This window comes from Telluria sp. ZB2R32 (assembly GCF_059685715.1).
Map to the genome: position 1 here is coordinate 433,898 of NZ_JCASIG010000005.1, position 26,318 is coordinate 460,215.

The 26,318-nt window shown below is 66.0% G+C and carries 29 protein-coding genes; 19 read left to right on the top strand and 10 right to left on the bottom strand.

Features of this window, described 5'->3' with window-relative positions; all coding sequences use genetic code 11:
- A complete protein-coding gene (ygfZ, locus tag AC56LG_RS17040) occupies window positions 1-1,062 on the bottom strand; it encodes a CAF17-like 4Fe-4S cluster assembly/insertion protein YgfZ (RefSeq protein WP_497167251.1) in 1,062 nt (353 codons plus the stop codon).
- A gap of 151 nt (window positions 1,063-1,213) precedes the next feature.
- On the opposite strand from ygfZ, the gene mltG reads away from it, so the two are divergent.
- The 11 genes from mltG to lpxO all read left to right on the top strand — a co-directional run bounded on the left by mltG (window position 1,214) and on the right by lpxO (window position 9,500).
- Entirely contained in the window at window positions 1,214-2,215 is a 1,002-nt protein-coding gene (gene mltG / locus AC56LG_RS17045) for an endolytic transglycosylase MltG (protein ID WP_497167252.1), read from the top strand.
- Window positions 2,212-2,826 carry a dTMP kinase gene (gene tmk, locus AC56LG_RS17050; RefSeq protein WP_497167253.1) on the top strand — a complete coding sequence of 205 codons (615 nt, stop codon included), beginning with the start codon at window positions 2,212-2,214 and terminating at the stop codon, window positions 2,824-2,826. The genes mltG and tmk overlap by 4 nt, the downstream gene beginning before the upstream one ends.
- A 13-nt stretch (window positions 2,827-2,839) precedes the next feature.
- Window positions 2,840-3,862, top strand: a complete 1,023-nt coding sequence (locus AC56LG_RS17055) for a DNA polymerase III subunit delta' (RefSeq protein WP_497167254.1) — start codon at window positions 2,840-2,842, stop codon at window positions 3,860-3,862.
- A 16-nt stretch (window positions 3,863-3,878) separates the two neighbouring features.
- Window positions 3,879-4,256, top strand: coding sequence for a PilZ domain-containing protein (locus AC56LG_RS17060; RefSeq protein WP_497167255.1), 378 nt, complete (start codon window positions 3,879-3,881; stop codon window positions 4,254-4,256).
- Window positions 4,257-4,287: 31 nt separating this feature from the next.
- Complete coding sequence (locus AC56LG_RS17065; RefSeq protein ID WP_497167256.1) at window positions 4,288-4,806, top strand: GNAT family N-acetyltransferase; 519 nt, start codon at window positions 4,288-4,290, stop codon at window positions 4,804-4,806.
- A 210-nt stretch (window positions 4,807-5,016) separates the two neighbouring features.
- Entirely contained in the window at window positions 5,017-5,799 is a 783-nt protein-coding gene (locus tag AC56LG_RS17070; protein ID WP_497167257.1) for a TatD family hydrolase, read from the top strand.
- Between the two features lies 1 nt (window position 5,800).
- The gene (locus AC56LG_RS17075) at window positions 5,801-6,478 is read left to right on the top strand and encodes an ankyrin repeat domain-containing protein (RefSeq protein WP_497167258.1); all 678 of its coding nucleotides are present in this window, start codon (window positions 5,801-5,803) and stop codon (window positions 6,476-6,478) included.
- A gap of 197 nt (window positions 6,479-6,675) precedes the next feature.
- Window positions 6,676-7,614 (top strand): class I SAM-dependent methyltransferase, encoded by a 939-nt coding sequence (locus AC56LG_RS17080; protein WP_497167259.1) that lies wholly within the window; start codon window positions 6,676-6,678, stop codon window positions 7,612-7,614.
- Window positions 7,615-7,873: 259 nt separating this feature from the next.
- Entirely contained in the window at window positions 7,874-8,074 is a 201-nt protein-coding gene (locus AC56LG_RS17085; RefSeq protein ID WP_497167260.1) for a hypothetical protein, read from the top strand.
- A gap of 123 nt (window positions 8,075-8,197) precedes the next feature.
- Window positions 8,198-8,422: a DUF6139 family protein gene (locus AC56LG_RS17090; RefSeq protein WP_192054263.1), complete on the top strand. Its 225-nt coding sequence runs from the start codon at window positions 8,198-8,200 to the stop codon at window positions 8,420-8,422.
- A gap of 178 nt (window positions 8,423-8,600) precedes the next feature.
- The gene (gene lpxO, locus AC56LG_RS17095; RefSeq protein ID WP_497167261.1) at window positions 8,601-9,500 is read left to right on the top strand and encodes a lipid A hydroxylase LpxO; all 900 of its coding nucleotides are present in this window, start codon (window positions 8,601-8,603) and stop codon (window positions 9,498-9,500) included.
- 38 nt (window positions 9,501-9,538) lie between these two features.
- Here the strand turns inward: lpxO and AC56LG_RS17100 are convergent, their stop codons facing one another.
- The 3 genes from AC56LG_RS17100 to AC56LG_RS17110 all read right to left on the bottom strand — a co-directional run bounded on the left by AC56LG_RS17100 (window position 9,539) and on the right by AC56LG_RS17110 (window position 11,966).
- Window positions 9,539-9,976 (bottom strand): universal stress protein, encoded by a 438-nt coding sequence (locus AC56LG_RS17100; protein ID WP_497167262.1) that lies wholly within the window; start codon window positions 9,974-9,976, stop codon window positions 9,539-9,541.
- Between the two features lie 130 nt (window positions 9,977-10,106).
- Window positions 10,107-10,706: an outer membrane beta-barrel protein gene (locus tag AC56LG_RS17105; protein ID WP_497167263.1), complete on the bottom strand. Its 600-nt coding sequence runs from the start codon at window positions 10,704-10,706 to the stop codon at window positions 10,107-10,109.
- 162 nt (window positions 10,707-10,868) lie between these two features.
- Window positions 10,869-11,966 (bottom strand): branched-chain amino acid aminotransferase, encoded by a 1,098-nt coding sequence (locus AC56LG_RS17110; RefSeq protein WP_497167264.1) that lies wholly within the window; start codon window positions 11,964-11,966, stop codon window positions 10,869-10,871.
- A 139-nt stretch (window positions 11,967-12,105) separates the two neighbouring features.
- Between AC56LG_RS17110 and AC56LG_RS17115 the strand changes: the two genes are divergently transcribed.
- The 3 genes from AC56LG_RS17115 to AC56LG_RS17125 all read left to right on the top strand — a co-directional run bounded on the left by AC56LG_RS17115 (window position 12,106) and on the right by AC56LG_RS17125 (window position 14,528).
- Entirely contained in the window at window positions 12,106-12,981 is an 876-nt protein-coding gene (locus AC56LG_RS17115; RefSeq protein WP_497167265.1) for a MaoC/PaaZ C-terminal domain-containing protein, read from the top strand.
- A 90-nt stretch (window positions 12,982-13,071) separates the two neighbouring features.
- Window positions 13,072-13,548, top strand: coding sequence for an acyl-CoA thioesterase (locus tag AC56LG_RS17120; RefSeq protein ID WP_497167266.1), 477 nt, complete (start codon window positions 13,072-13,074; stop codon window positions 13,546-13,548).
- A gap of 173 nt (window positions 13,549-13,721) precedes the next feature.
- A complete protein-coding gene (locus AC56LG_RS17125; protein ID WP_497167267.1) occupies window positions 13,722-14,528 on the top strand; it encodes a DODA-type extradiol aromatic ring-opening family dioxygenase in 807 nt (268 codons plus the stop codon).
- Window position 14,529: 1 nt separating this feature from the next.
- On the opposite strand, the gene AC56LG_RS17130 is transcribed toward AC56LG_RS17125, so the two are convergent.
- Entirely contained in the window at window positions 14,530-15,261 is a 732-nt protein-coding gene (locus tag AC56LG_RS17130) for a siderophore-interacting protein (RefSeq protein WP_497167381.1), read from the bottom strand.
- Window positions 15,262-15,297: 36 nt separating this feature from the next.
- Here AC56LG_RS17130 and AC56LG_RS17135 point away from each other — a divergent pair, with 36 nt between their 5' ends.
- From AC56LG_RS17135 to AC56LG_RS17150, 4 genes are all read left to right on the top strand, one after another.
- Window positions 15,298-15,780 (top strand): MarR family winged helix-turn-helix transcriptional regulator, encoded by a 483-nt coding sequence (locus AC56LG_RS17135; RefSeq protein ID WP_497167268.1) that lies wholly within the window; start codon window positions 15,298-15,300, stop codon window positions 15,778-15,780.
- Window positions 15,781-15,840: 60 nt separating this feature from the next.
- Window positions 15,841-16,239 (top strand): DUF2946 domain-containing protein, encoded by a 399-nt coding sequence (locus AC56LG_RS17140; protein ID WP_497167269.1) that lies wholly within the window; start codon window positions 15,841-15,843, stop codon window positions 16,237-16,239.
- A 104-nt stretch (window positions 16,240-16,343) separates the two neighbouring features.
- Complete coding sequence (locus AC56LG_RS17145) at window positions 16,344-18,470, top strand: TonB-dependent receptor (RefSeq protein ID WP_497167270.1); 2,127 nt, start codon at window positions 16,344-16,346, stop codon at window positions 18,468-18,470.
- Window positions 18,471-18,484: 14 nt separating this feature from the next.
- Window positions 18,485-20,035, top strand: a complete 1,551-nt coding sequence (locus tag AC56LG_RS17150; RefSeq protein WP_497167271.1) for a PepSY domain-containing protein — start codon at window positions 18,485-18,487, stop codon at window positions 20,033-20,035.
- Here AC56LG_RS17150 and AC56LG_RS17155 read toward each other — a convergent pair.
- From AC56LG_RS17155 to AC56LG_RS17170, 4 genes are all read right to left on the bottom strand, one after another.
- Complete coding sequence (locus AC56LG_RS17155) at window positions 19,975-20,403, bottom strand: c-type cytochrome (RefSeq protein WP_497167272.1); 429 nt, start codon at window positions 20,401-20,403, stop codon at window positions 19,975-19,977. The two genes, AC56LG_RS17150 and AC56LG_RS17155, sit on opposite strands and share 61 nt — an antisense overlap.
- Before the next feature lie 8 nt (window positions 20,404-20,411).
- Window positions 20,412-20,921: a hypothetical protein gene (locus AC56LG_RS17160; RefSeq protein ID WP_497167273.1), complete on the bottom strand. Its 510-nt coding sequence runs from the start codon at window positions 20,919-20,921 to the stop codon at window positions 20,412-20,414.
- Between the two features lie 48 nt (window positions 20,922-20,969).
- Complete coding sequence (leuA, locus tag AC56LG_RS17165; RefSeq protein ID WP_497167274.1) at window positions 20,970-22,658, bottom strand: 2-isopropylmalate synthase; 1,689 nt, start codon at window positions 22,656-22,658, stop codon at window positions 20,970-20,972.
- Between the two features lie 496 nt (window positions 22,659-23,154).
- Window positions 23,155-23,505: a hypothetical protein gene (locus tag AC56LG_RS17170; protein WP_497167275.1), complete on the bottom strand. Its 351-nt coding sequence runs from the start codon at window positions 23,503-23,505 to the stop codon at window positions 23,155-23,157.
- A gap of 358 nt (window positions 23,506-23,863) precedes the next feature.
- Here AC56LG_RS17170 and AC56LG_RS17175 point away from each other — a divergent pair, with 358 nt between their 5' ends.
- A complete protein-coding gene (locus tag AC56LG_RS17175; protein ID WP_497167276.1) occupies window positions 23,864-25,018 on the top strand; it encodes a branched-chain amino acid ABC transporter substrate-binding protein in 1,155 nt (384 codons plus the stop codon).
- Here AC56LG_RS17175 and AC56LG_RS17180 read toward each other — a convergent pair whose 3' ends face one another.
- The gene (locus AC56LG_RS17180; protein WP_497167277.1) at window positions 25,019-25,984 is read right to left on the bottom strand and encodes a serine hydrolase domain-containing protein; all 966 of its coding nucleotides are present in this window, start codon (window positions 25,982-25,984) and stop codon (window positions 25,019-25,021) included. It lies immediately after the preceding gene.
- Window positions 25,985-26,318 lie beyond the last annotated feature (334 nt).

Below are 26,318 nucleotides of genomic sequence, written 5' to 3' on the forward strand. Positions count from 1 at the left end.
CTACAGGTCGAGCGCATCCAGCGCGTAGGGCATCGGCAGGAAGCGCAGGGCCGCGCCGCCGTTTGAGCCCAGGTGGACTTCTTCCGCGAGCGCGGCCAGCTTCATCTCCACCAGCAGGTCGGCGCCGCCGGCGCCGTTGGGCGCGGCATTGACCACCATGCCGCAGGGCTGGTCGGGGTCGGCGCTGGAGAACACTTCGTCGCCGGCGCGCGCCGCCGGGTTGTCGACGCTGGCCAGCGCGGTGCGCCGCTTGAGCTTGCCGAGATACTGGCTGCGCGCGACGATTTCCTGGCCCGGATAGCAACCCTTCTTGAAGTTGACGCCGCCAAGCAGTTCGAGGTTGATCATCTGCGGCACGAACTGTTCCTGGGTCGCGGCGGTTACCTGCGGTACGCCGGCGTGGATCGCGGCCAGGCGCCAGGCGGCGTTGCCGCCGAGTGCCAACTGCTGCGCCAGCGCGGGCAGGACGGCCCCGGCTTCCTGGCTCGATGTGATCCACAGAAAGCGCGGCGCGCCGAATGCATCCGCCAGGCGGATCACGCTGCCGCGCTCGCCGTGCGTGACCGCAAACGCTGCCTCCGGCACGGCCAGGCCCTGGGCGCGCAGGGCGGCTTCGGCCTGGGCGCCGCCGGCGCCGATGACTGCCGCCACCGCGTCCTCGTCGGTCGCGTCGCGCAGCTTGGCCTTGGCGCGCATGACGAACATCGACAGGCGCTTTTGCAGCGGCGCCTGGATGGCGCGCGGCAGTTGCAGCCAGATGGTGCCGTCGAGGCCGCGCCACATCAGGAAGGTCGCCTGCAGGCGGCCTTTCGGCGTGCAGAAGCCCGCCAGGCGCGCCTCGCCGGTGCCGAGATGTTCGACGTCGTTGGTCAGCTGGCTGTGCAGGAAGCGCGCGGCATCTTCACCGGCGACGGCGATCAGGCCGAGGTCGGTCACCGGGGCGACGAAGCCGGCGCTCAGGTCATCCGTTGTCAGGGTACGGCCGAAGTCTTCGACCTGGGTCGCTTCATCGATATGGAAGCGGGCGCCATGGGAGGCTAGATATTCTGTCCAGTTGCTCATAAATGCAATATGCTTTGCGGTTTAGGCTTTATCATTACGGCCTCATTATAGAGTTGTCGAGCAATTCGCGCCGGAGACGGTACAACGAGGCGCCGTACAGACGACAACTACATACAAGACAAAACGACGAAAACAGAATGACGAAAGCAGAATGGCATTCATAAAAAAAACACTCGTCGCCGGCGTCATCGTGTCCCTGGTGGCCGCCGGTGGTTTCAGCTGGTGGTGGGGGCACGCGCTCACCAGCGGCGGAGCGCCGATCGAATTCACGATCACCCCGGGCAGCGGCGTCGGCGCCGCCGCCCAGCAGATGGCCAAGGCCGGCGTTCCGGTCAACCCGTTGCTGTTTCAGATCCTGGCGCGCATCACGGGCGACGCCGCCCGCATCAAGGCCGGCAGCTATGAACTGAAACCGGACACCTCGCCGCGGCGCCTGCTGACCCAGCTCGTGCGCGGCGAATTCGCCCAGGAAGCGCTCACCATCATCGAAGGCTGGACCTTCCGCCAGATGCGCGAAGCGATCGCCGCCACCAGGACCCTGCGCCAGGAAACGGCGAAGCTGAGCGACGCCGAACTGATGGCCAAGGTGTCGACCGAATACACCCAGCCGGAAGGCATGTTCTTTCCCGACACTTACCTGTTCGCCAAGGGCGCCAGCGACCTGCAGATCTACAAGCAGGCGCACCAGATGCTGCTCACCCGCCTGAACGCGGCCTGGGAAAAGCGCGAGCCGAACCTGCCGTACAAATCGCCCTACGAAGCCCTGATCATGGCCTCGATCGTGGAAAAGGAGACCGGCCAGAAAAGCGAACGCGCGATGATCGCCGGCGTGTTCGTGAATCGCCTGCGCACCGGCATGATGCTGCAGACCGATCCGAGCGTCATCTACGGCATGGGCTTGCGCTACGAAGGCAAGATCGCCAAGAAGGATTTGACGACCGACACCCCGTACAATACCTACACCCGCTACGGCCTGCCGCCGACGCCGATCTCGCTGCCGGGCACCCAGTCGCTCGCCGCCGCGCTGGCGCCGGCCAAGACCGAAGCCCTGTATTTCGTGTCGCGCAACGACGGCACCAGCCAGTTCTCGGAAAACCTGAACGACCATAACCGCGCCGTAAATCAGTATCAACGTGGAGCGACGAAACCATGAGCGCGCGTGGCAAATTCATCACCGTCGAAGGCATTGACGGCGCCGGCAAGTCGACCCATATCGGCTTCGTCACCCAATGGTTGCAGGCGCGCGGCAAGACGGTGGTGTCTTCGCGCGAACCGGGCGGCACGCCGCTCGGCGAAAAGCTGCGCGAGCTGCTGCTGCACGAGAAGATGCACCTGGAAACCGAGGCGCTGCTGATGTTCGCCAGCCGCCGCGAGCACGTCGCGCAAGTGATCGAACCGGCGCTCGCGCGCGGAGAATGGGTACTGTCCGACCGCTTTTCCGACGCCAGCTTTGCCTACCAGAGCGGTGGACGCGGCATGGACCGCGCCAAGATGGAAGCGCTGGAAGCCTGGGTCCATCCGCACCTGCAACCCGACCTGACCCTGCTGTTCGACGTGCCGTTGGAAGTGGCGCGCCAGCGCCTCGACGCGACGCGCACGCTGGATAAATTCGAGAGCGAGCAGGCCGAATTCTTTGCCCGCTGCCGCGCCGAATACCTGCGCCGCGCGGCAGAGTATCCGGACCGTTTCGCGGTGATCGATTCGACGCGCAGCATCGCCGAGACGCAGGCCCGGATCGAAGAGGCGTTGACGGTATTAATGTAATGAGACTGTTTTGATGATTTACCCTTGGCAGCAAAGCGCCTGGACCCAGCTCCAGGCAATGCGCGCGCGCATGCCGCACGCGATCCTGTTCCACGGTCCGGCCGGCATCGGCAAGGCCGGCTTCCTCGAAGCCTTTGCCCAATCGCTGCTGTGCGAAAACGTGCAGCCCGACGGCCAGGCCTGCAACAGCTGCGCCTCCTGCGGCTGGTTCGTCCAGCACAACCACCCGGACTACCGCCGCGTGCGTCCCGAAGCGCTGGAAGACGAACCTGCCGGCGAAGCTGAAGAGAGCGGCGACGGCGACAAGAAATCGAAGTCGACCAAGGCGCCCTCGAAAGAGATCAAGATCGAGCAGATCCGCGCCCTGGCCGACTTCATGAACATCTCGACCCACCGCCAGGGCTTGCGCGTGGTGGTGCTGTATCCGGCCGAAGCGCTCAACATGCCGGCCTCGAACGCGCTGCTGAAAACGCTGGAAGAACCGCCACCGGGCACCGTCTTCCTGCTCGCCTCGAACAGCCTCGACCGCCTGCTGCCGACGATCCTGTCGCGCTGCCGCAAGTTCGGGCTGCCGATGCCGGACCACGCCGCGGCGCTGGCCTGGCTGAAGGAGCAGGGCGTCAACGATGCCGACAGCTGGCTGCGCGAAGAGGGCGGCGCGCCGCTGGCCGCGCTGGACAAGGCCAACGGCGGCAGCCGCGAGGAACTCGACACGCTGCTGGGCTTCCTGGCGCGGCCCAACGTCGAGTCGGCGCTGCGCCAGGCCGACAAGCTGAGCAAGACGCCGCTGGCGGCGCTGGTCGCCTGGCAGCAGCGCTGGCTGTACGATCTGTTGTCGAGCAAGCTGGCCGGCAGCGTGCGTTACTACCCACGCTACCAGAAGGAACTTGCAGCCTTGGCCGGCAACGTGCACACTGCGAATCTGTTACGGGCAATCAAGTCCGCGAACGAACGGCGCGCCGTGGCGGACCATCCGCTGTCCGCCAAGCTGTTTATCGAGGACATGTTGCTGGATTATGCAGCCTGCTGCAGTTGAGCCTGGGAGAAGCGAGATGAGCGGCAATACCACCGACCCGAACGCCACGCTCGTGCCGCGGCCGTCGGTCCTGTCGCTGGCGATCAAGGAAAAGGCGGCGCTGTACGCGGCCTACATGCCCTTCCTGAAGAACGGCGGCATGTTCGTGCCGACCACAAAGCCGTACAAGCTCGGCGACGAAGTCTACCTGATCCTGTCGCTGATGGACGACGCCAATAAATACCCGATCGCCGGCAAGGTCGCCTGGATCACCCCGGCCGGCGCCAACAACAGCAAGGCGCAGGGGATCGGCGTACATTTTCCGGCCGACGACACCGGCCAGCGCGCCAAGGCCCGCATCGAAGAAATCCTGGGCGCGGCGCTACGCTCCTCGCGCGCCACGCATACCCTGTAATGACTCTTTTAGCTCCCGCTTTTTCGTTCACATGTCCTACGTCCACCGTCTTGCCCGCCGCGACGACCTGCCCGTCATCGTCGACATCTACAATTCCACCATTGCCTCGCGCGAAGTCACCGCCGACACCGAACCGGTCAGCGTCGCCTCGCGCGAAGCCTGGTTCAACGACCATACGCCCGAACGGCGCCCGCTGTGGGTGATCCACGACGCCAACGACGTCTCCGATCATCCGGCCGTGATCGGCTGGATGTCGTACTCGAATTTCTACGGCCGCCCGGCCTACTCGGGCACGGCGGAACTGTCGATCTATATCGACGAGGAATGGCGCGGCCGTGGCCTGGGCAAGTATTGCCTGGAGCAGGCGATCGCCTTTGCACCGCAGATCAAGGTGCATACCCTGCTCGGGTTCATCTTCGGGCACAACGCGCCGAGCCTGAACCTGTTCCGCAAGTTCGGCTTCGACACCTGGGCCAATTTCCCGCGTGTGGCGAACCTCGACGGGATCGAGCGTGACCTGATCATCCTGGGTAAACGCGTCGTCGATTGATCTGGCGCTGAGCGCGTGGGCTTGCTTGAAGTGCGCCCACCCTGCGTTACACGACTGCTAACGTCATGTGGACCGATGCCGGCGACGCACCGTAGGGTGGGCTCTCCGAGCCCACGCGTTACAGCGCCAGCGTCACTGCGGCAATGCCATCACCGACGCAACGCGCCGACCCGCGTGACGCGCCGCGCCGCCTGCCCGTACAATACCGGCATGTACATCGATTCCCACTGCCACATCAATTTCCCCGAGCTTGCCGCGCGGATGCCCGAGGTCCTCGCCAGGATGGCGGAAAACCGCGTCACCCATGCGCTGTGCGTATCGGTCGACTTGCCGGACTTTCCCTCGGTGCTCGCCCTGGCCGAGCAATATCCCCACATTTATGCGTCGGTCGGCGTCCATCCGGACTATGAAGACACGCCGGAACCAACCGTCGAGCAGCTGGTCGAACTGGCTGCGCATCCGAAAATCGTCGCCATCGGCGAGACCGGCCTCGACTACTACCGTCTCGAGGGCGACCTCGAATGGCAGCGCGAGCGCTTCCGCACGCATATCCGGGCGTCGCGTCTCACGCGCAAACCGCTGATCATCCATACCCGCGCCGCCAGCGCGGACACGATCCGGATCATGCGCGAGGAGGGCGCCGGCACGGCGGACGGCGGCGTGGCCGGCGTGATGCATTGCTTTACCGAGTCGCTCGAGGTGGCCGAAGCCGCGATCGAGATGGGGTTTTATATCTCGTTTTCCGGTATCGTCACCTTCAAGAGCGCCAAAGACTTGCAGGCGGTGGCGCGCGCGGTGCCGCTCGAGCGCATCCTGATCGAAACCGATTCGCCCTACCTGGCGCCGGTGCCGTTCCGCGGCAGGATGAACGAGCCGGGCTATGTCGCGCACGTGGCCGAATACATCGCCACCTTGAAAGACGTGCCGCTGCGCGACGTGGCCGACCGTACCAGCGAGAACTTCTTCAACCTGTTCCAGCACGCAAAGGCCTGACATGCAGCCAACACGCCGCCTAGTCCTGAGGAGCATCGTACTCACGGCCGGCATGGCCAGCGGCCTCGTTGCCGCCGCGGCCTCGAAGCCGCCGGGCGAAGCCGAGCTGACCACCTTCTTCCGCTCGGTGCAGGTGGACGACGTCAGGACGGTCAAGGCGATGCTCGGCACGGTCGTCAATCCCAACCAGCCCAATCCGATCGGCGGCGAGCCGGGCATGGTGCAGGCGCTGCGCGAAGAGGCGATGAAGGTGTTCCAGATCTTCCTCGACCATCCCGGCACCAACCTCGAAGCGAAGGCGGCGAACGGCAATACGGCGCTGATGATGGCCGCCTTCAAGCGCAACCGTCCGGCGGTCGAAGCGCTGCTGGCCAAGGGCGCCGCCGTCAACCAGCCGGGCTGGACGGCCTTGCACTACGCGGCGGCCAGCGGCGACGAGGACATCGTGCGCCTCCTGATCGCGCGCGGGGCGAAGGTCGACGCCGTCTCGCCGAAAGCCAGCGGCGCCTACACACCGATGATGATGGCGGCGCGCGAAGGCCACGACGGCGCCGCGCTGGTGCTGATCGCCCATGGCGCCGACCGCATGCGCAGGAACGGCGAAGGCTTGACCGCCGTGCAGCTGGCCGAACGGGCCGGCAAGCCGCGCGTGGCCAGGGCGCTGGAGCAGGGCGGCTGAGCGTTTGCACCTCGAACACGAACCGGCCTGCGCGCCGGTTTTTTTTACGACCTTTTATTTCTCCACAGTCATGCGTCGGCCGAACTGGCGGGTATTTCCAGCTTTTCTCTCGTTATCGGGTGTGCGCTCCGGGTCCCATAATCTGGTCATCGAATTAATTGCGGCGCAGCAACAGCGCCACCCACCAAGGATCCTCCATGCTGAACGAACGCGAAATCGAAAGCTGCTACCTCGGGCAATTCATCCCGGTCCACTATCACCACAACATGCTGATGGACCAGAACCGCATGAATGCCTTCCAGGCGGCGATCGCCCACGCGGTGCGTCCCGGCATGAAGGTGCTGGAGCTTGGCGGCGGCACCGGCGTGCTCTCGTATTTCGCGGCCCGGCAGGCCGACAAAGTGTATTGCGTCGAGTTCAATCCGGATCTGGTGAAGGAAGCGCGCCGCTTCCTGGCGATGAACCCGAACGGCCACAAGGTCGAGGTGATCCATGCCGATGCCTTCGACTACCTGCCGCCCGAGCCGGTCGACGTCGTCATCTGCGAAATGATCCACGTCGCCATGCTGCGCGAAAAGCAGGTGGCCGTCATCGAAGCCTTCAAGGAGCGCTACCTGGCCCGCTTCGGCGGCCCGCTGCCGGTCTTCATGCCGGAAGCGGTGGTGATGGCGGTGCAGCCGCTGCAGCAGGACTATGCCTTCCACGGCTACTACGCGCCGATCGTCCAGTTCCAGGACACCGCGGTCGCCTATCCCGGCACGGTCGAGCTGGCCCAGCCGGCCGTGTACAGCGTGCTCGACTTCGCCGAACCGGTCGACAGCCTGATCGCCTGGCGCGGCAGTTTTACGGTCGAGCAGGACGGCACCCTGAACGCCTTGCGCTTCGTGACCAAGAACGTGCTGTCGATCGTGCAGGAACGCGGCGCCACCATCGACTGGCTGAACCACTACATGACGCTGCCGCTGGCGAAGGCGCTGGACGTCATCGCGGGCGATGTCGTCCAGGTGTCGTTCCAGTACCGCGCCGGCGCCTCGATCCCGAGCCTGCAGGCGTCGATCCGCGCGGCGCTGGCGTTCGATGAGGCCGAGGCTGAGGCCATCGCGCCGGTCGCCATGCGCACCGTCGAATTCGCCTGACGTAGGGCGGGCATGCCCGCCGCCTTGCGTGCGGTTGCCCCATGCGCGGTCTCGACCGTCCGCTCGCACCGTACTGCGGGTCATTGCAGCCCCAAGTGAAAGCATGCGCACGTAACGGTGGGCATGCCCACCGTACGGAATACTTGTTCGTCGCGCAATGGCGCAATTTGGCCGCCCCAGGCTGCCATTCGTCGCATTCCACCGGCCGTCCGGCCAGCCGCGCCGTACACTCGCTCCAACCCTTCCACTGGAGCATACGATGTTCGGTTTCCTGCTGTGGCTGTTACTCCTGTTCCTGTGCTGGCCACTCGCTCTGCTGGCGCTCGTGCTGTATCCGCTCGTCTGGCTGGTCTTGCTGCCGCTGCGCCTGTTGGGGATCGGCGTCGAGGCCGTCTTCAGCCTGCTGCGCGCGATCGTGATGCTGCCGGCCCGCGTGCTGGGCCTGTCGCCGGGCCGCTAGGCCATGCGGCGCCCTGTCCGGCAGAGTGTGGGGCAATTAACAGACGCGCGCGGCGTGATCGCCTACTGTGGAGTCGTTCGCTTTCATCCGAAAGCGCGCTTTTTTCACTGTAAGGAAACGATTATGCGCCTGGACATTTACCGCAGAGCCGAAAGCGACGGCAAGTTATCCTACTTGGCCGTGCCGGAAACCCGCAACATCCCTGAAGAAGCCACCAACACCGATTGGGAAGTGGAGGCGAAAGCCTTCGAGATCGACGACGACGCCGATCAGTTGCCCGACTACGAGATCGACAACCTGGCTGGCCAGCTTGCCGAAAAAGGCTACGCAATCACGGCGCTCCATTAATCTTCGGCCGCGCGCGTCCGCCGATTCGCGGCTGCGCGCGGCGTGAGCGTGCAAGCTTCGGCATGCACGCGACAGGCAATGCCGTTTTCACCGGGTCCCCGACGGGTACCTGGTGGATATGCTATTCTTGCGCCCTGTTCAAGTTGACACCGGCTGCAGAGGCCGGGCTGGGGGAAAGATGAAGTGGGCGTTGGTCGGTTTTTATTTCCTCGCGGTTCTTCATATCCACTTCCGCGGCAAGGTGCGCCTGCCATTCGGGCGGCAATTGTTCGACCATTCGTCGTTCATGGCACCGATCAACTTCTTCATGCACCTGTTCTCGCGGGTGCCGAGCACGCCCTACATTCCCGTCCGTGATTTTGCCGAGCTGGCGCCGCTGCAGGCGAACTGGCAAGTCATCCGCGCCGAAGCGGAACACCTGCTGGCCCTGAAAAAGATCAAGGCCGCCGAGCAGAACGACGATGCCGGTTTCAATTCCTTCTTCAAGACCGGCTGGAAGCGCTTCTACCTGAAGTGGTACGACGCCAGCCACCCGTCGGCGGAGCGCCTGTGCCCGCAAACCCATGCGCTGCTGCAAGCGATCCCGACGGTCAAGGCGGCGATGTTCGCCGAACTGCCGCCCGGCGCCAAGCTCAACCCGCACCGCGACCCGTTCGCCGGCTCGATGCGCTATCACCTCGGCCTGGCCACGCCCAACGACGACCGCTGCTTCATCGAAGTCGACGGCCAGCGCCACAGCTGGCGCGACGGCGAAGGCGTGATCTTCGACGAAACCTATATCCACTGGGCGATCAACGGCAGCGACAGCGACCGCATCATCCTGTTTTGCGACATCGAGCGGCCGATGCGTTACCGCTGGATGTCGGCCATCAACCGCTGGCTCGGCCGCACCATGATGACGGCCGCCAGTTCGCCCAACGAAACCGGCGACCAGACCGGTCTCGTCAGCAAGCTGTTCCGCATCTCGCACGTGATGGGCCAGTACCGCCGCCGCTACAAGGCCTGGAACAAGACCGCCTATAAAGTGACCAAGGTGGCGCTGATCGTCGGCCTGGCCGCGTTCGTTTACTGGATCTGAAGCTGACCGCGGCCGGCAGGCGCCGGCTGTAGCAAAGTTCAGCGATACACCAGAACCGGAATCGCGCTGTGCAGCAGCACCTTCTGCGTTTCGCTCCCCAACAGCAATCCGCCCAGGCCGCGCCGGCCGTGCGAAGCCATGACGATCAGGTCGCAGCCGCGTTCGCGCGCGGTGCGCAGGATCGCCTCGTGCGGATCGTCCGAGCGCACCAGCACGGTTGCGCATTCGACGCCGAGCGAGCGCGCGGCGTCGGACACAGTGGCCAGGTATTTGCCGGCACGCGCCTCGCTGGCGGCGAGGTATTGGTCCTCGGTGCTTTCGATCATGTCGGCGTCGGCGGTGAAGGTCTTGAAGTCGGGCAGCGCGGTCACGCCGATGACTTGTGCACCAATCTCTTTGGCAAAACTCACGCCCGCGAGCACGGCGCGCGACGACAGTTCGGATCCGTCGGTCGGTAACAGGATGCGTTTGAACATGGTGGCCTCCGTGACAAGTGGATTGCAGCGCCGGGAGGCGCATGCGGAACCAGTCTGACGGCCGACCCGGGGGCGTGGTTGATCAGGCTCAAACGTGCCGGGATGGCCTCAGAAGCCATCCCTGCTGGCCTCAAAAGTAGAAATTCACCAGCATGCCGATGTGGTCGCCCTTGACGGTCTCGTTGAAGTCCTTCATCTTGAACTCGTCGTTCACGTAGCGCAGCTTGAAACCGAGCCGGGGCGAGTACAGGTATTCGATTTCGGCGACCGGGCTGGTCGTGTCCTTGAAATCGTAGTCGCCGATGTCGGCCACGCCGCTGGTACGCAGCGCGGTGCCGGTGACATAACGCAGGCCGCCGCCGACGCGCACCTTGTCGTTCACGTGGTAGTAGCCGAGCAGCTCGAGCGGCACGCGTTCGAAACGGATGTCGCCGTTGCTGCCGGCGGCGTTGTCGACGTGGTAGCCGACCGTACCCTGGACCGAGAATTGCGGGTTGACGCGGTAATCGACGCCGGCCAGCAGGGCCACGGTGCCGCCGCCGTCGATGTCGACCTTGTCGCCGTCGGCGTACTGCGCCGTGATGATCTTTTCGCCGCCGTAGGTGAGGCCGGCGCCGACCACGAAGCGCAGCGGTTTGGTGGCGAGGTCCTGGACCGGGACCCAGGTCTGGGCCTGGGCGGCGCCCAGCGACGCCAGGGCAAGAGCAAATGCGAGTGCGATGTTGTTCATGTCGGTTATCAATGGAGTAAGTCAGCCATGATAAAGAGGCAATTGCTCATATGCAACTTAACAACAAGGGCGCGTTGTTTGTTTGAAACATATGCTTCGACGCTGCGGGCGCAGCAAGCCACGCCCGCAGTAATGCGGAATACAGCTTGGCGGAACGAAGCTTTAGAACACGCGCTGCAGCCAGCCGTGCTTGTCTTCACCGCGGCCGTTCTGGATGTCGAGCAGCGTGGTTTTCAGGCGCGTGGTGACCGGGCCGGCTTCGCCGGTGCCGATGGTCGCCTCGAAGCCGCTGCCCTTGACCTTGCCGATCGGGGTGACCACGGCCGCCGTACCGCAGGCAAAGGCTTCGGTGAGGCGGCCGCTGGCGGCGTCCGCTTTCCACTGGTCGATCGAATACGGCTCTTCGCGCACGGTGATGCCGGCGTCGCGCGCCAGCACGATCAGCGAATCGCGGGTGATGCCCGGCAGGATGGTGCCGGTCAGCGGCGGGGTCTGGATCGAACCGTCTTCGAACACGAAGAAGATGTTCATGCCGCCCAGTTCCTCGACCCATTTGCGCTCGACGGCGTCCAGGAACACGACCTGGTCGCAGCCTTCGCGCGTGGCCTCGGCTTGCGCGGCCAGGCTGGCGGCGTAGTTGCCCCCGCACTTGGCGTCGCCGGTGCCGCCGGGCGCGGCGCGGATGTAGTTCTCGGACACCCACAGCGTGATGCCGGCGCTGCCGCCCTTGAAGTAGTTACCGGCAGGCGAAGCGAAGATGCAGAACAGGTATTCGCTGGCCGGGCGAACGCCGAGCGCGGCTTCGGTGGCGATCATGAAGGGGCGCAGGTAGAGCGCGGCGCCTTCGGATTGCGGAATCCAGTCGCGGTCTTCGCTGACGATCGCGTGCACGGCTTCCAGGAACAGTTCTTCCGGCAGCGGCGCCATCGCCAGGCGCTGCGCCGACTTCTGAAAGCGGCGTGCGTTGGCTTCCGGACGGAACAGGGCGGCGCCGCCGTCCGGCAGCGGGTAAGCCTTCAGGCCTTCGAAGATTTCCTGGGCGTAGTGCAGCACCATGGTCGACGGATCGAGCGGCAGCATGCCGCGTGCTTCGACCTTGCCGTCGTGCCAGCCACGGCCTTCGGTGTAGCGGATGGTGACCATGTGGTCGCTGAACGCGCGGCCGAAGCCGGGGTTCTCGAGCAGCGCGGTACGCTCGGGGGTAGGAAGGGGCATCAGGCTTTTCTGGATCGACAGGGTCGATGGACCAACTTTGTTCATACAGTCTCCGTAAAACTTGCGCGACAGTGCGGTAGTGCGTCGTCAGGCGGTATTATCGATCAATCACAGCATTTTCGCTGCGAGAACTTCGTCCGGGCGCAGCGAAATTGCGTCCCGGCGCCCACTTCAGGGAGAAAAAGTGCTTCGTTCGCCTGATACCGGCCTGGCGCCGCTGCTGCCGCGCATGGGCGCCGGCTTCATCCTGCGCGTCCTTTCCAAGCGGGCGCGCGCCGTGCCGGCGGGTCCGATCGCGCCGCTGACCTCGCGCTTCACGCTGCCGCGGCTGGATCTCGCGCACGTCGCACGCTACCGCGCGGCGCTGGGGTTTACACTGGACACGGTGCCGCTCACCTGGTGGTACCTGCCGGTCCAGCGCGCCCACATGGCGACGCTGTTGTCGAGCAGCTTTCCCTACCGGCTGGCGGGCATCGTCCACGTCGAGAACGAATTGATCGCCCACCCATCTGCGTCTACCGCGGCGCCGGCCGACACGGCCATTGTGCTTGCGACGCGCATCGACATCCTGCCGCCGACCGCTTCCGGCGCCGTCTACTGCGCGCTCGAGACCGTGGGCAGCGCGGACGGCGAACGCATCTTCACCTGCATTAGCAAGTACCTCGCCGTGCGCGGTGCCCGGTCGGGCAAGTCCAGGGGCGAGCGCGCGCCTATCGCCGCCGGGGCAGTCATCGAGAGCTGGACGCTGGGGCCGTCGAGCGGGCGCGATTACGCGCGCGTCTCCGGCGACTGGAACCCGATCCACCTGACGCGCTGGAGCGCGCGCCTCATGGGACTGCCGGCGCCGATCATCCACGGCATGCACTCGGTGGCCAGGACCTGCGCCGCGCTCGAGGCCAGGGCGGAGCGGCCGGTCACGGCATTGTCGGTGCGTTTCACGGCGCCGGTGCCGCTGGGCGAGGGCGTCGTGTTGAAGGAGGGCGCAGGAGCGGACAGTTATGTCCTGTTCTGCGCCGGCGTGGCCGCCGCCGCGGGTAAGTTCACGCTGGACCGGGGCTGAAAAAGGGGCTTGCCTGTAAAGACGGGCAAAGCCTCGTACAATTGTTGTGCAACGCAGCACCGCCTTGTCCAACCTCGACCCGGAACCAGCATGAACGACCACCACGGAAGACCCGTCCACGAACTCTCGATGACGGTCCTGATGACCCCCGACATGGCCAATTTTTCCGGCAACGTCCACGGCGGCACCATCCTGAAATTCCTCGACAGCGTGGCCTACGCGTGCGCCAGCCGTTACTCGGGCGCGTACGTCGTCACCCTGTCGGTCGACCAGGTGATGTTCCTGCAGCCGATCCACGTCGGCGAACTGGTGACCTTCCTGGCCTCGGTGAACTACACCGGCACCAGCTCGATGGAAATCGGCATCCGCGTCGTCATCGAAAACATCCAGCAGCGCACCCAGCGCCACGCCAACAGCTGCTACTTCACGATGGTGGCCGTGGACGCCAACCGCAAGCCGCAGCCGGTGCCGACCCTGGTGCCCGAGACCGAGGAGCAGAAGCGGCGCTTCGAAAAGGCGGAAGAGCGCAAGCGCTCGCGCCAGGCGCTGCATGGGAAAAAGCGGTAGAGGATTCGCGCACTTCACCGCGGCCGTCGCGTAACGTAGGGTGCGCCGCTCCCCGAGCTGAATACGATCGGCTGATTATCCCATCGACGGCATACTGTTTCCCGGCATGGCAGCTGGCGGAGCGCCGCCTGCGCCGTTAAAGTAGCCATTCGCCCACGCACCGAGGACACAGCATGCCCACCTCCCGATTCCCCGTCTATTTCCTCTCCCACGGCGGCGGCCCCTGGCCGTGGATCGAGCAGATGCGCGGCATGTACGAACGCACGGCGCGCGAATTCGCCGCGCTGCCGGGGCGGCTGCCGGCGAAGCCGACAGCCATCCTGGTCGTGTCCGGCCATTGGGAAGCGAGCGAATTCACGGTGGCGACCGCGGCGCGGCCGCCGATGGAATACGATTATTACGGTTTTCCCGAGCACACCTACCACATCCGCTATCCGGCGCCGGGCGCACCGGAACTGGCGCCGCGCGTGCGCGCATTGCTGGCAAGCGCCGGCGTGGAGCTGGACGAGGACGCGCAGCGCGGCTTCGACCATGGCGTCTTCGTGCCCCTGAGCCTGATGTATCCGGACGCTGACGTCCCCATCATGATGCTGTCGATGAAGTCGACGTACGACCCGGCCGAGCACCTGCGCCTGGGCCAGGCGCTGGCGCCGCTGCGCGACGAAGGCGTGCTGATCGTCGGCAGCGGCCTGACCTACCACAACATGCGCGGTTTCGGCCGTGACGAATCGACGCACGCGGCCGCAGCCTTCGAATCCTGGCTCGGCAGCGCCATCGCCCAGCCGGATGCCGCCGCGCGCAATGCGCTGCTGCTCGATTGGGAGCAGGCGCCCGCCGCACGCCAGGCCCATCCGCGCGAAGACCACCTGGTGCCGCTGATGGTGGTGGCCGGCGCGGCCGGCGCAGACCCGGGGCGGGCGCTGTTCGTCGACCATGTGATGAAGGTGCCGATGGCGTCCTACGAGTTCGGCATGCGCTGATTCAGTCGAGATTCTCGTGGTGGTCGGCGACGCCGCGCTTCCAGTAGGCGGAGACGCGCATCGCTTCCTTGGCAACGCCCTTTTCCTCGGCCAGCACGGCCCGCACGCGCCGCATCGCCTGCGCCTCGCCGGCGGCCCAAACAAAACCTTCGCCGGGCGGCAGGGGCAGGGCGCGCACGGCCTCGACCAGGGCGTCGTCGCCGTCGACCCATTCCACGTTCGCCTGCGCCGTGCCGCCAAAGTGGCTGCGGTCTTCCGGCGCGGCCGCGGCGATCACGAACACGCGCGCATCGGACGGCAACTCTTCCAGGCGCCGGCGCATCGCCGGCAGCGCGCTGGCATCGCCCGCCAGCAGGTGCCAGTCGTAGTCCATCGGGATGATCATCGAGCCGCGCGGGCCGCCGATGACGGCCGTGTCGCCCACTTGCGCGCGGCGCGCCCAGTTGGAGGCGGCACCGTCGCCGTGCAGGGCGAATTCGATCGTCAGTTCGCGTGCTTGTGCGTCGAAGCGGCGCGGCGTATAGTCGCGCCGCACCTGCTCGGCGGCGCCGTCGTCGAACATGAATTTCACGTGGTCGTCGAAGGACAGCGAGAGGAAGCCGGCCAGCGATTCGGCGTGGAAGGTGATCGCGACGAAGTGCGCGCCGAGCGGCGCGATGCGGGTGACGGTCACGTCGCGGCGGTGCAGTTCGTGGCGCACGCGCTCGATGGTCCTGCGCTTGGATTGTTCCATCATGAATCCTGAAAATGGTTGATAATGTCCCCTATTATGAAAAAACACGTTGATAAAGTCAACCAAAATCACTCGGCAGCGGCCTCGGCGCAGGACGTGTTCGAGACCATCCACGCGATCATGCACCTGTACCGGGCGCGCCAGCTGCGCACCCCGGCGGGCGCCGAAGCGGAGCTGACGCACATGGAGGGCAAGGTGCTGGGCTTTTTCGCGCGCAATCCGGGCGCCACGCTGAGCGACCTGGTGGCCCATTCCGGGCGCGACAAGGCCCAGCTGACGCGCCTGATCCGCGCGCTGCGCGACAAGCATTTGCTGGAAGCGCAGCCGGACGAGCTGGATCGCCGCAGCACGCGCCTGCGCCTGAGTCCCGGCGGCGAGGCGATCCATGCCGAATGGCACCGCCACGGCGCCGGCGCGGCCGAGCAGGCACTGGCGGGCCTGCCCGCGGCCGAGCGCGCGCAGTTGCTCGGCCTGCTCGATCGGGTGCGTGCCAACCTTGATGCGAGCCAGCCTGATTGAGCGTGTTCCCCCGCACGACAGGTCAAAAGCCGTTTCACGCGCTTGATCTATAATGGATTCATGTACAAGACGACAACACAGCTGATCGCCGTTGCCTGGCTCGCCATTCTGGCGATCCTGTTCAACGCGCTCATGCCTGCCGTCTCGCACGCGATCAACTTTTCTCCGGCCGCACCTGCCCAGGTGGAAGTCTGTACCGCCATGGGCATGGAAATGATGACGATACCGGCCTCGCCGAACGAGGCGAACGGCGCGCCATCGGACAAGCTGTTCAAAAGCATGTCGCATTGCGCCTATTGCGCGACCCACGCCGGCGCCTTCGGCCTGGCGCCGCCAGCGACAAGCGTGTTCGCCGTCCTCGGCGGCCACGACGATTTTCCTCCGCTCTACTACCAGGCCGCGCGCACGCTGTTCCCGTGGCTGCTGGCGCAATCGCGCGCTCCTCCTTTCCTGGCCTGATCGTCACGCACATGCTTGCCGACACCGCTGTCCCACGCGGACAGCGGCCACTGGTCGCACCTGCCCCCCATGCGGGCGCCCACGTTCACGCCACAGGAAACATCATGAAGAAGAACATCGAATCATTCACGCTGACCACGCTTGCCGCCGCCATGTCCGGCGCATTTGCCCAGGAAGCGCCAACGCCGCAGGGCGAGGTCGTCGTGCCGCAAGTGATCGTCACCGGCAGCGCCGCCAATGGCCGCCTGGGCGACCCTAGCAGCACCGGCTCGAACCTCGGCCTGACGCGCCTGGAAACGCCGGCCAGCGTCGACGTCATCAGCCGCAAGCAACTCGAACAGCGCGGCGACGTCGACCTGGTCGCGGCCATTACCCGCGCCGCCGGCATCAGCAGCCTGCCGCACCCGGGCAACGGCGGCTCCTCGCTTGCTTCGCGCGGCTTCACCGACACGGTCTCGGTGCTGCGCCTGTACGACGGCATGCGCCAGTACGGCGGCGCCGGCCTCACTTTTCCCTTCGATACCTGGGCGGTCGAGCGCATCGAAGTCTTGCGCGGCCCGGCCTCGGTGATCTATGGCGAAGGCGCCATCGGCGGCGTGGTGAACGTGGTGCCCAAGCAGCCGTCGCGCGGGGCGGTACAGAACGAGATGCAGGCGGCGGTCGGCACGCAGGGCACGCGCCGCCTCGCGTTCGGCAGCGGCGGGGCGCTCGACGAGCGCTGGTCCTACCGCGTCGACGCCAGCGGCGAGCGTTCCGACGGCTGGGTCGACATGGGCGACTTCAGCAACCGGGCATTTTCCGGCGCGCTGCGTTTCGACGTCTCGCCCGAACTGAACTTCAAGCTGAGCCTCGCCCACGGACGCCAGGAGCCGATGCGCTATTTCGGCACGCCGCTGGTCGAGGGCCGCCAGCTGGAAGCGCTGCGCGATAAGAACTACAACGTGCAGGACAGCACCATCGACTACAAGGACACCTGGGTCGACCTGCTGGTCAACTGGAAGCCGAACGCGAATACGACCGTGCGCAGCCGCCTGTACCACGTCGACAGCGACCGCCACTGGCGCAATGCCGAAGCCTATCGCTACAACCCGGCCACGCGCCTGGTCGACCGCTCGGACAATACCGAGATTTACCACGACCAGAAGCAGACCGGGAATACCACCGATGCCAGTTTCGAGAGCGAACTGTTCGGCCTGAAGAACCGGGTATCGGCCGGTTTCGACGTGAATGCCAGTTCCTTCACCCACACCAACAACACCTATGTCGGCTCCTCGCCCTCGGTCGATCCGTTCAACCCGGTGCCCGGCTTCTTTGCCAGTGACGAACCGACCGTTCCGCGCTACCGCGCCAGGGCGCGCCAATACGCGCTGTTCGCCGAAAACCGGCTGGAATTAACTGACGAATGGTCGGTCCTGGCCGGGCTGCGCTACGACCACGCGAAGCTCGAGCGGCGTAATCTGGTCGCCGGCGTGCTGGCCTACGATAAAACCTTTACCGACGTCGGCTGGCGCCTGGGCACGGTCTACGACATCGCACCTGGCCTGGCCGTCTATGGCCAGGTGTCGAAAGCGGCCGACCCGATCGGCTCCTTGCTGTTCCTGTCGCCGGCCAACAGCCGCTTCGAAAACGCCACCGGGCGCCAGGTCGAAGTCGGCGTCAAGCACAGCTTCTGGGGCAAGACCGGCGAATGGACCCTGGCCGCCTACGACATCCAGAAGGACAACCTGCTCACGCGCGATACAGCCAATCCGGCGCAGAGCATCCAGGTCGGCCAGCGCTCTTCGCGCGGCGTCGAGGGCACGCTCAACATGGCGCTGGCCGAGGCCTGGACGCTGGAAGCGAACGCCTCGCTCTTGCGTGCGCGCTTCGACGACTTCCTCGAGTCGCAGGGCGGCGCCCTGGTCTCGCGCGCGGGCAATCTGCCGCCGGACGTACCGAAGCGCCTGGCGAACGTCTGGCTCGGCTGGGACGCCACGCCGGCATGGACGCTCGGCGCCGGCCTGCGCTACGTCGGCACCCGTTTCGCCGACAACGCCAACACCTTGCGCATGGCGTCGTACACGACCACCGACCTGTCGCTGCGCTGGAAGGCGGCGCCGCGCACCACGCTCACCCTGCGCGGCTTCAACGTCTTCGACAAGCGCTATTTTGCGACTGCCTATTACACGCCGACCCAGTGGCTGGCCGGGCCCGATCGCCGGGTCGAGCTGGTGCTGGATCACCGGTTCTGAGCGGAGGTACCCGCGTGAACTTCAAGCGCAACATCCTGCTGGTGCACCGCTGGACCGGTGTGCTGATGTGCGTCCTGATGGCGCTCTGGTTCGCCAGCGGCATGGTGATGCTGTTCGTCGGCTATCCCAAGCTGACGCCGTGGGAGCGGCTGGGCAGCCTGCCGGCCTTGTTGCAAGCCAGCTGCTGCGTGAATCCTGAACAGGCGCTGGCGCACAGCCGTTCGCCGGACGAGGTCAAGTCGCTGGTGCTGACCTCGATCCGCAATCGTCCCGTGTACGTCGTCACCCAGGGCGACGGCGCGCTGGTGACGGTCGATGCGACGACGGGTGCGCTACAGGCGCCTGTCGACCGCGCAGCGGCCCTGGCGGGTGCGCGCGCCTTTCTCCCCGGCGCCGGCGCGCGCCATGCCGGCCAGGTGATCGAGGACCGCTGGACCCATTCGCGCTCGCTCGAGCGCCATCGTCCCTTGCACGTGGTCGAAATGGAAGACGCTGCGGCGACCCGCCTGTACCTGTCGTCCGCGACCGGCCAGGTCGTGCTCGACGCGCCGCGCAGCCAGCAATTGTGGAACTACGTCGGCGCCTGGCTGCACTGGCTGTACATGTTCCGCAACCAGCCGGTCGATCCGGTCTGGAGCTGGACCGTGATTGCCCTGTCGGCAGTCGGCGTGCTGTCGTCGCTAACGGGTGTCCTCAACGGCATCTGGCGCTGGCGTTTTTCGGGCAGTTACAAGAGCGGCGCCAAGACGCCGTTCCGCGAGCGTTTCATGCGCTGGCATCACCTGCTCGGGCTGGTGTTCGGCGCCATTCTGTGCGCGTGGATCCTGAGCGGGCTGATGTCGATGAACCCGGTTGGCGTGTTCGACGCCAGGGGGCAGCGGCCCGACCTGGCGGCCTTCGAGGGCGGGCGCCCGGGAACGGTCAGGCTGTCGATCGATGCGGCGCAAGCCTTAGCCCTGCTGAACGGGCAGGGATTCACGGCGAGCGAACTCGAATGGCGCGTGCTCGGCGGCCAGCCGGCGATCCTGGCGCGCGACGCGGGCAACCACACCCGGCTGGTGACGGCATCCGCCGCGGGCTTCGTGGTGCGCGCGCGCTGGACGGATGACGAGCTGCTGGCCGCGGCGCGGCGCCTGCTGCCCGCGGCCATCGTGCAGTCGCAGGTATTGAATGGCTACGACACCTATTACTACAAGCGCGCGCTGCAATCGATGTACGGCGCCGACGAGCGCCGCCTGCCGGCGCTGCGGCTAATTTATGCCGACGCGGGCGCCACCTGGGTCCACCTCGATCCGCACACCGGCGCAATCGCGTCGAGCATGGACCGCTCGCAGCGCGCCGGCAGGTGGCTCTTCAATTTCCTGCACAGCTGGGATTTGCCCGTGATGCTGGCCGCCGGGTGGCTGCGCGACGCGGTGTTGATCCTGCTCGGCGCCGGCGGCCTGGCGCTGTGCGCCACGGCGACCGTGCTCGGCCTGCGCCGGCTGCGCAGCTGGTGGAAGGCTCAGCGCACGGCGGAAGCCGGGGTTGCAGCCGAACCTGCAGCGGGGATGCTGCGCAGGTAGGCCAGCAGGTCGCCGACCTGCTTCGCGTTGCTCATGCCCCAGAAGCGCATTTTGGTGCCAGGGACCACGTCGTCCGGCGCATCGATAAAGGCGGTCAGCGTTTTGTCGTTCCAGACGATGCCGGATTTCGCCATCGCCGGAGAGTAGCGAAAGTCGGGCGTGGCGCCGGCGCGGCGGCCGAAGACGGCGTTCAGTTGCGGGCCGAAGCCGGCGCGCGCCGACGGGCCGACGCTGTGGCAGGAGCCGCAGCGCGACGCGAACAGGCGCTGGCCGTTGGCGAGATCGGCCCCGACCGCGCAGGGCGCCGCCGCCAGCAATACAAACGAAACCGGCAAAACCAGCGGCGCAAGGTGAAACAGCTTGCCCATCGCACCACTCATTCGACGCGCCGCACCTTGGCCGAGTGGTTGCTGCCTGCCACGCTCAGGAACATGGTGCCGAAGCGGTTGCGTTCGATGCGCACCTTCTGGTTGCGCGCGGGCGCCAGGTCGGCCGCGCTGCCGTCGACGATGCGCCAGACCTGGCCATTGGCCAGCTTGAAGCGCGTGTTCGGACCCCAGCCGGCGAAGTCGCCCTCGACCGTGCTGTCGATCGCCGTGATCTCGGCCTCGGCCTTGCGGGCGATGGTCTCGCGGCCGAAACCGGCTTGCGCCTGCGCGGCCGCGGCGGCAGGCGTGGCGGGAGCGGACACTGCGGCGGCGGCCGGCGCGGCCGCGGTGCGTCCCTGGCCGAGCGGCATAGCGTCGTAACAGGCCAGGCGGCTGGCCGCATCGGGCAGGGTGCGGCATTGACGGACGGCTGCGTCGTCGGCCAGGGCGGCGTTCGCGGCAAGCAGGAGCACGGTCAGGGTCAGGGTGTTCTTCATCGGCGCTTTCGAAAAGAGCATGCCGCGCGGCTGCGCAGCTGCCGTGATTATATCCAGCCGCGCCGGCGCTCAGGCGGCCAGCGCCGGAGCGCTCTCCGGCACGCCGGCCGCATGCCGGTTCACCGCCGACAGCACCGCCTTGAACGAAGCGGTGACGATATTGCTGTCGATGCCGGCGCCGAACAGGGTCGGCCCATTCCCCACGCGCAGCTCGACATAGCAGGCCGCGCGCGCATTCGCGCCCGAGCCGATCGCATGCTCGTGGTAATCCATCAGGCGGATGTCGATGCCGAGCGCATTGACGAAGGCATCGATCGGACCGTTCCCGGCGCCTTTGAGCGCGCGCTGGACCTGGCGTTCAACGGCGGTCACCTCGACCTGCACGGGTTCGCCGGCCGCGGCTGTGTTTTCATTCATCTTGTGCGCCACGTAGCGGTATGGCGTTTCCTGCTCCAGGTATTCGCGCACGAACAAGGCGTGGATGTCGCTGGCGGCGATTTCGCGCCCGCTGCTGTCGGCCAGCTGCTGCACCACGCGCGAGAATTCGATCTGCAGGCGGCGCGGCAATTCGAGGCCGTATTCCTGTTCCAGCAAATAGGCCATGCCGCCCTTGCCGGACTGGCTGTTCACGCGGATGACGGCGTCGTAGCTGCGGCCGAGGTCGGCCGGGTCGATCGGCAAATACGGCACTTCCCACAGCGCGTCCGGCGCCTGGCGCGCGAAGCCCTTCTTGATGGCGTCCTGGTGCGATCCCGAGAACGCCGTGAACACCAGGTCGCCCGCATACGGGTGGCGCGGGTGCACCGGCAGCTGGTTGCACTCCTCGACCAGCTGGCGCACGCTGTCGATGTCGGAAAAATCCAGGCCCGGATGCACGCCTTGCGTGTACAGGTTCAGCGCCAGTGTCACCAGGTCGACGTTGCCGGTGCGCTCGCCGTTGCCGAACAGGCAGCCTTCGACCCGGTCGGCGCCGGCCAGCACCGCCAGTTCCGCCGCCGCCACCGCCGTGCCGCGGTCGTTGTGCGGATGCACGCTGATGACGAGCGACTCGCGCCGCTCGAGGTGGCGGCACATCCATTCGATCTGGTCGGCGTAGACGTTGGGCGTGCTCGCTTCCACGGTGGAGGGCAGGTTGACGATCAGCGGGTTGGCCGGGGTCGGCTGCCATTCGGCGCTGACGGCATCGACGATGCGCTTGGAGAAATCGAGTTCCGTGGTCGAGAACGATTCGGGCGAGTATTCCAGGCCCCATTGCGTCTGCGGGTGCGCGGCCACGAGTTCCTTGATCAGGCGCGTGCCGCTGACGGCGATGTTGACGATCTCGTCCTGGGTCATGCCGAACACGACGCGGCGGAACACGGGCGCCACCGAATTGTAGATGTGGACGATGGCGCGCTTGGCGCCGGCCGCCGATTCCACGGTGCGCCGGATCAGTTCTTCGCGCGCCTGGGTCAGGACGATGATGGTGACGTCGTCGGGAATGCGGTTTTCCTCGACCAGCATGCGCACGAAATCGAAATCGGTCTGCGAGGCCGAGGGGAAGCCGACTTCGATTTCCTTGACGCCGACCTTTACCAGCATCTCGAAGAAGCGCAGCTTTTTCTCGGGACTCATCGGCTCGATCAGCGCCTGGTTACCGTCGCGCAGGTCGGTGCTCATCCAGACCGGCGGCTTGGTGATGGTGTTGTTCGGCCACTGGCGGTCGGCGATATCGACGGCTGGGAATGGACGGTACTTGGCGGATGGGTGGGTGATCATTGTTCGTACTCCTGCAAGGTTTTCAATGCCGGGATCGGCGCGGGAGTGGCGAAGGCTGCCGGGCGGGCCACGAGTCGCTAGGCCCGGCAACCGATCGGTAGTTTTAGCGCGCCCGACAATGCCCTCATGGCGGCGTTGCATTCGTCTCGCCGTACTAGCGTACTGTCTTCGACGATGCGCCTTGCCCTGAGGGCATTGTCGGACGCGCTGCGCAGCAGACGAACAAAGGCGCGCGCAGACGATGAGACGAGATGCGGCAGGGTGAAAATCTGGGTGGAATTCCGGGAAGCGAACATCGGTGCAACTCCTTCTTCTACTTACTTGAAACCGGCAGGGCCGGACGCGGGAAATCAGGCGCGTAGTAGTAGCGCCAGCGATAGGACGCCGGCGTTGTGCAGAAGGGTCGACAGATGCAGTTGGGTAGTCATTGACTTGACTCTAAGCGCGATGCCGGGAGCCTGTCAAGCGAAAATTGTGCGCCGCAACGCAGACGCCATCACGGCTGCTGCGGCTGGGTCAGGAAGATCCAGGCCACCGTGATGACGACCGTGCCGGTGGCCGTGACGCAGCTCCAGGTGAAGAACCAGGCCGAGAGCAGGGTGGCCTGCAGCGCGCGCTCGACCAGGCAGCCGAGGGCGAAATCGAGCAGCGTGAGGAAGGACCAGCGGCGCAGGTAGACCGGCAGGTATTTGCTCATGCGCCGGTTGTGCTGCGTGGCCGCATGGCGCTCGACCGGCGTGCGCGCGCCGCCGGCGTCCACGAACAGCCAGTCGAAAAAGATGAAGCGGTAGAGCAGGGTGCGAAAGCGCAGCTGCGCACCTTCGCCTGCCTGGTGCTCGGTGGTCATGCGGACTCCTGCGCCGTGCGGTTCGGCCAGTATGCCGCAAGCTGGTCGGGTCGCGGCGCGCGTCTTTGTGTCAGCATCTGTGGTGGGGCTGTTGCCGATGCCGGAATTGGTCTGTCGAATTTTCGGTGGGCATGCCCACCCTACGGACACGACCCGGGCGAGTGATACGAAACCCGAAACAAGTTGCGATAACGCCTTCGTAGGGTGGGCATGCCCACCGGGACCATGGAGACCGACATTGCCCCACGCAACGGCGCCACCGACTTCCCCAACGTAAAGCAAGCCCGTTCCATCCTTGCTATGATTCCGCCTTTCGCCGCCATGTTCAGTAGCGGCAACACCGATAAAAGAGGAATGCATGAAGAAGTCCGCAGTCGCCGCCACCCTGCTCGGCGCCATCGTCAGCCAGGCAAATGCGCAGGCAAATGCGCAGGCAAACGCCCAGGAAACCGTCAGGATCGGCCACTCGGCCGCCGTCACCGGCCCCGTCGCCTACTTCGGCAAGGACACCGAAAACGGCGCGCGCATGGCGATCGAAGCGCTGAACGCGCGCGGCGTGAGCGTCGCGGGCAAGAAGGTGCGTTTCGAACTGGTGGCCGAGGACGATGGCGGCGATCCGAAGCAGGCAACCAACGTCGCCCAGAAACTGGTCGACGCCCGCGTCAACGGCGTGGTCGGCCACGAAACCTCGGGCACGACGATTCCCGCTTCGAAGATCTACCACCAGGCCGGCATTCCACAGATTTCGCCGTCGAGCACCAGCCCGAAATACACCCAGCAAGGCTTCAATACCGCCTTCCGCGTGGTCGCCAACGACGTCCAGCTGGGCCAGGCGCTGGGCCACTACGCGGTCAAGAACATGGGCGCCAAGCGCGTGGCCGTGATCGACGACCGCACCGCCTACGGCCAGGGCCTGGCGACCGAATTCGCCAAGGGCCTCAAGGACCAGGGCGCGCAGGTCGTGGCCAAGGAATTCACGCACGACAAGGCAACCGATTTCAACGCCATCCTTACCAAGATCCGCGCGGCCAAGCCGGACCTGGTCTTCTTCGGCGGCATGAGCGCCGTGGCCGGCCCGATGCTGCGCCAGATGAAGCAGCTCGGCTTCAACGCCAGGATGATGGGTGGCGACGGCATCTGCTCGGACGAGATCCACAAGCTTGCCGGCGGCGCCATGGCGGACGGCCAGGTGTTCTGCGCGGAGGCGGGCGGGGTCGACGCCGCCGGCCGCGCCGGCATGGACAAGTTCCGCGCCGATTACAGGAAGCGCTTCGGCATCGACGTCCAGATCAATGCGCCGTACGCCTACGACGCCGTGATGACGATGGCCGACGCCATGGTCAAGGCCGGCTCGACCGCGCCGGCGAAATACCTGCCGGTGCTGGCCAGGACCCAGTACAAGGGCGTGACCGGCCCGATCGCCTTCGATGCGCGCGGCGACATCCGCGACGGCACCATCACCCTCTACACCTTCAAGGGCGGCAAGCGTACGGTGCTGGCGGTCACCAAGTAATCAGCGGTCCATGGCATCCAGCAGGGCCAGGCCGATCCTGGCCTGCTCGGATTGCGCCATGTCGGTGTTGTTCAGCAGGACCACCGCGCGGCCATCCGCCGGCGCATAGGCGAGCAGCGTCTTGTGGCCACCGCTGACACCCGTTTCCCAGGCCAGCAGGCGGGCGCCCGCGCGCTTGATGCGCCCGCCCAGCGCGTAGTCTTCCGGCGCATGCTGGACGGTCAACAGCGCCTGGCGCGACGCCGCGCTCAGCAGATCCGGACCGTAGACGGCGTCGGCAATCTTGACCAGGTCGCTCGCCGTGCTGTAGAGCGTACCGCTGGCGGCCACCATCGGCGGCGCCGGCATCATCTTGCGCGTTGCCCCGGCCGCATCGTAAGCGATCGCCATGCGCGCCATCGCGGCCGTCTGCGCATCGGCGAAGCCGGTGTCGCGCGCGCCCGCCGGTTCCAGCACCAGCCGGGTCACCGTACGGGTGAACGCTTCGCCGGTCACGCGCTCGACGATGCCGGCGACGATCAGCCAGTTGGTCACCGAATAATCGAACTTGCTGCCCGGCGCGAAGTTCAGGGGTCCGCTGCCGAAGCGCAGCGCGGCCTCCAGCGGCGCGATCGTCAGGCGCTCCGGGCTGCGGTCGCGCTTGATCGCCAGCGCCAGGCCATTCTCGATGCCGCTCGTGTTCGACAACAGCGTGCGCAGCGTGACGGCGCCGCTGGCGGCGGGCAGTTCCGGCAGCCAGGCCGTGATCGGCGCATCCAGGTCGAGCCGGCCCTGTTCGACCAGGCGCAGCACGGTCACCGCCGTGATCCATTTCGACACCGAGCCGATCATGAAGCGCGTGTCCGCCGTCAGTGCGACAGGGGTCTCGAACTGCGCCTTGCCGTAGGCTTGTACCCGCGCCGTCGCGGCGCGGCTGGCGCGGACCAGTACGACGCCGTTGTAGCCGGGACCCAGGCGTGCTTCCATCTCCGCTGGGGGAAGCGCTGCCGGCGTAGTGACGGCGCAAGCGCACAGAGCGGACGAGGCCGCCAGCCAGAGCAGCGACAGGCAGCGCCTGCGAAGTGGAACGAGAGGCATCGGCTTCCTCGATTTATCTGTAACGCAATAGATTATCGTGAATACATTGGCGTTGTCACCACGCTGTCACCATATTCTTGCGGTTGTGGCTGGTTTGCATCTTTTACCACGGACGCGCGCCGGATGTGCCGAAAGTGGCGCCAACGGCGCTACACTGGCGAATTCGCATGCCGCCCGGGCGGGCCGGCAAGCGGCCTGTTCCATAGAAACCATGCGCACACGC